We start from the raw sequence: 3,971 nt of genomic DNA, 5'->3' as shown, positions 1-3,971 counted from the left end.
CAGGTCAATTGAAAATAGGTGCCAGCGATACCTTAGGTAATCATCTGGTTCCGCCATTATTGAGCCAATTTCGGCAGCAATATCAGCATTTCTCTCAAAGCGTAGTAATTTCCAATTCACGGCTAATCTGCCAAAAGCTGCTGGATTACGAATTAGACATAGGGTTGATTGAGGGTAAAAGTTATTATCCAGAACTTATAGCAAGCCAATTTAGCCATGATGAAATGTGTATTATTGGCGCACCTTCCCTGCCCATTTGTCAGAAAACCTCAGTCCAATTTACTGATTTAGAACACAGCCATTGGGTATTACGCGAAGCGGGATCGGGTTCAAGGGAGTTTTTTCTGCGAACCATCGCGGCTAATATTAACACTTGGGATGAAGTGTTTGAACTCAACACTACCGAGGCCTTAATTAACAGTGTTGCCGCGGGGCTTGGCTTAGGCTGTTTATCTGCTTTGGCGGCACACTATGCCATTAATGATGGTCGTGTGACTCGGCTCGATGGTCCAATCAAGGGGGATAACATCAATATGCAGCGACCGTTTTGGTTAGTGGTCCATAAAGATAAATACCACAGTCCGCTGCTGAAAAGTTTTATTGAGTTTTGTCATCAATGGGGTAATACATAAAGCGGTTCTTTGCCGGGTTCTAGTTCTGCTATTTATGGCCTGCGGCCACCAACATCGTGGCGCTTCGCCCACACCAGCTTTTTCAAACTTCGTTTGAATTAAGATCGCAAGGTTCCACCCTGCACGGGCCAAATCCATGTCATTCCTGGCGCTATTCTCCGTCATTCCGGCAATGCTTGTGAGCAGGAATCCAGCTCTGTTCTTTGGTTTTAGTCTTGGCTATGGCCTGCGGCCATTAACGTCGTGGCACTTCGCCCACACCAGACCAAGAGGAAACCAACGGCTGTTCCCTCTTGGAACTCCCAGCCGCCCCGCAACATTTTCAAAAAGCGAAAAGGTCGCCATGGGGTAGATCCAGCTTTTAGCTTCGTTTGTAGACGGCTTCGCCCTTATTCGAAAATGCTAACGCTTCCGATAGGCCATCCCTGGCCAACGAAAGCTAGCCCGCCATCCATGGCTAGCTCACGCTATTTTCTTCAACGTCCTCAAGTTCAGAGTTGTTTTATTGATCTCTTGTTACTCAACATAAACTTAAACAAAGTAATGCTCAGTGAAGATGAAGGTTTAAGCAACCATAACACTTGATTGAAAATCACAATAAGTACAATGGAAATAAAAACAAATACTTAAACCTATCTCAACTATTTAAAAAGTGAATAGCTTTTAATATGTTTAGTTTGATATTCAAGCTCTGGAAATAATGCGGCTTCGTATATTCCACAATATTTAAGCTCATTTAATATGTCAGCTTTGTACCGAGAGGGAATAATAAAAGAGCGTGAAAATTTATCAAATTCATTATTCACCTTAACATATTGTTCATTAAACAATATCTTACCTGTATGGCATGTAAAACAACCTGATTGCGTAACTAACCGTTTATTCAGACGTTTAGGTGTATACATAAACCCAGCATGTTTTATCGAACGTTCTGTTCCAACGTTTTGTGTATCAAAAATTAAATCTATACCATTACCTAAGAGAGGGCCGTGATACTTTTTCTCTAATGTCAAAAAATCATCTAAACGCTGTCCATCTATAATAATTTGTTTACTAATTGAATAAAAATTTGTCTCATTCATTAAAGATGCAACTTGCCTAAAAAAATGATCAAAATCATCTGCATCATTGTATTCAATTAAGTTCTTTAAAAAAACCTTACCGAAATCAAAGTTGTAATAATCGAAATCGAATAAATCATCCACGAAATCTGGTAATAAAAAGAGTTTTCCATCAAGATTTTTATCACTACTACACGCAAAATACAGAGCAACTAATACGTTTTCAGTCCAATCAAGTAGTCTTGTTGGTAAACCGTAGTGCTGTGCATAAGTTAGAAGTTCTAGAACATCGGTATGGCGTTCTCTGGCTTCCGGATGCATCCTTACGAATTCATTTATAAGCTTATTTTCATCATAGTATTTACCGTTTATTGGCCTGAATAGACTTGGAATAAGATTGTGCCGAGCGTCAGACTGCCCTCTAAACCACCAACTTTTAGAATTATTTGATATCTCTGACTTTGCTAGTTTTATCGAATCAGCGACACAATGAATTTCTTTACGGTTTTCTATATCTGAGTGCTGCATTATTCATCCTTGATTAGACATGACGACAGTTAAGCATTAAAGCTAGATGACACTATACATTTAGAGTATTTTTTTATCTATTTTGGTACTTCAAAAAATGGGTGGCATATTTTTGTCATTCATCAGCTCGCACTCTTTACAATTATAAGGCTAGCGGCTTCCTTCAGACCAATCCTCGCGGATAAGCCCTTGCCATTCGCTAGTAGTTAACGTTTAATAACAGCATTTTATTGAATGGTGACCTTCCTGCAGAGGACTTTTATCTCATTAGTTCATGCCCATGCTGGGCGTACACAAGCGTGACAATTACGCGGGTGTTAGCTACAAAAGGAATTATTTATGGCAATTGAATTATCCGAAACATTGGTTATTGGTATATCCGCAACGGCACTATTTGATTTATCAGAATCAGATAAAATATTTAAAGAAAAGTCAAAATCTGATCCTGATTCAGCGATTGATGAATACAGAAAACACATGCTAGAAAAAGAAAATGAAAAGTTAGAAGATGGCACTGGTATGCCTCTTGTTAGAGCGTTGTTAAATTTAAACAACCACTTAAAAGAATCGGACAAAACTCCTATTGTAGAAGTAGTTGTAATTTCTAGAAATAGCCCAGAAACTGGATTTCGAGTTTTGAAGGAAATTCGGAGACGACAGTTACCTATTACTCGATCGGCCTTTCTAGCGGGTGAAAAAAGTTCCAGCTACCTAGATGCTTTTTACGTTGATTTATTTTTAACTACAAATGAAGAAGATGCTCAAGAGGTAATTGATAGTAAAGTTTGTGCATCTGCTTTAGTAAAAGCTCCGCCTAAAGGTGCCAGTTTGCTTGATGAAACACAAGTTAGATTTGCCTTTGATGCAGATGCAGTTCTATTTGATGAAGCAAGTGAAATTGTTAATCAAACTGAAGGTTTGAATAAATTTTGGTCTAAAGAAGATGAAGAACAAGATATTCCTCTTCTAGAAGGACCATATGCTAATTTGTTAAAAAAATTATCAAAAGTGCAAGAACGATTACCAGGGCGTATTGAGTATTCACCTGTTAAATTAGCTATTATGACGGCAAGAAACAGCCCCGCAGAAATGCGAGTGATAAAAACGCTTAGGGCTTGGGATGTATATATAGATCAAGCATTTTTTCTAGGAGGACTCCAAAAAAGTCGATTTTTAAAAGCCTTTAAACCACATATTTTCTTTGATGACCAAGATTCACATCTTGATCCTGCCGCACTTGATATTCCTTGTGCCAAAGTACTATACCCAAGCAATTCTCCTTTGAAAAAATTAATTGAAGACAGAGTGACCAATAAAGTAGTAGAGGAAATAGCAGAAGTTCCGAACGAATAAACTGAGTAATTAAGATTATAAGTTATGCTATAAAATGCTTGTTTGAGAGTGCAATAAGTAGAGGCAGAGTAACGTTTACCTATCGCCTTACTTTTAACGCTAAATGCTAAGGTGATCGCCCTAGTCTCGATTTCTTATATCTCGAAGCAATAAACTAAAACAGGCCATTTAGGCCTGTTTCTATAAATCAGCACACTCAATTCAAGTTAGTAAGCAACGCTAATACGTTGATTAATATGCTTGGCATTTTTGGTTTCATCGAGCATGGCTTCATCGAGCATGGCTTTGGCGTGATCGACTACCGATACTCGGCTTTGGCCTTGTGCATCAGTAAAGAATTCATCGCCGCCTAAACGGTATTGACCTTCAGATTCAACGGGGAAGATAATGGCGGCTG

3 protein-coding genes and 1 pseudogene are annotated in these 3,971 nt (G+C 38.7%); 2 read left to right on the top strand and 2 right to left on the bottom strand.

What is annotated here, in order from left to right; genetic code table 11:
• A partial coding sequence (locus ACJAZP_RS19985; RefSeq protein WP_415232495.1) for a LysR substrate-binding domain-containing protein occupies positions 1 to 632 on the top strand: 632 nt, incomplete at its 5' end.
• A 641-nt stretch (positions 633 to 1,273) separates the two neighbouring features.
• Here ACJAZP_RS19985 and ACJAZP_RS19980 read toward each other — a convergent pair.
• Entirely contained in the window at positions 1,274 to 2,221 is a 948-nt protein-coding gene (locus tag ACJAZP_RS19980) for an FRG domain-containing protein (protein ID WP_415232494.1), read from the bottom strand.
• A 339-nt stretch (positions 2,222 to 2,560) separates the two neighbouring features.
• Here ACJAZP_RS19980 and ACJAZP_RS19975 point away from each other — a divergent pair, with 339 nt between their 5' ends.
• Complete coding sequence (locus ACJAZP_RS19975) at positions 2,561 to 3,574, top strand: 5'-nucleotidase (protein ID WP_415232493.1); 1,014 nt, start codon at positions 2,561 to 2,563, stop codon at positions 3,572 to 3,574.
• Positions 3,575 to 3,780: 206 nt separating this feature from the next.
• Here ACJAZP_RS19975 and ACJAZP_RS19970 read toward each other — a convergent pair.
• Positions 3,781 to 3,971: pseudogene (locus tag ACJAZP_RS19970) on the bottom strand (NAD(P)-dependent oxidoreductase); the annotation flags it as partial.

This window comes from Psychromonas sp. (genome assembly GCF_047632955.1).
Lineage (GTDB): Bacteria > Pseudomonadota > Gammaproteobacteria > Enterobacterales > Psychromonadaceae > Psychromonas.
Note: the sequence above shows the minus strand (reverse complement) of the source record. Positions and strands in the feature narration are given on the sequence as shown.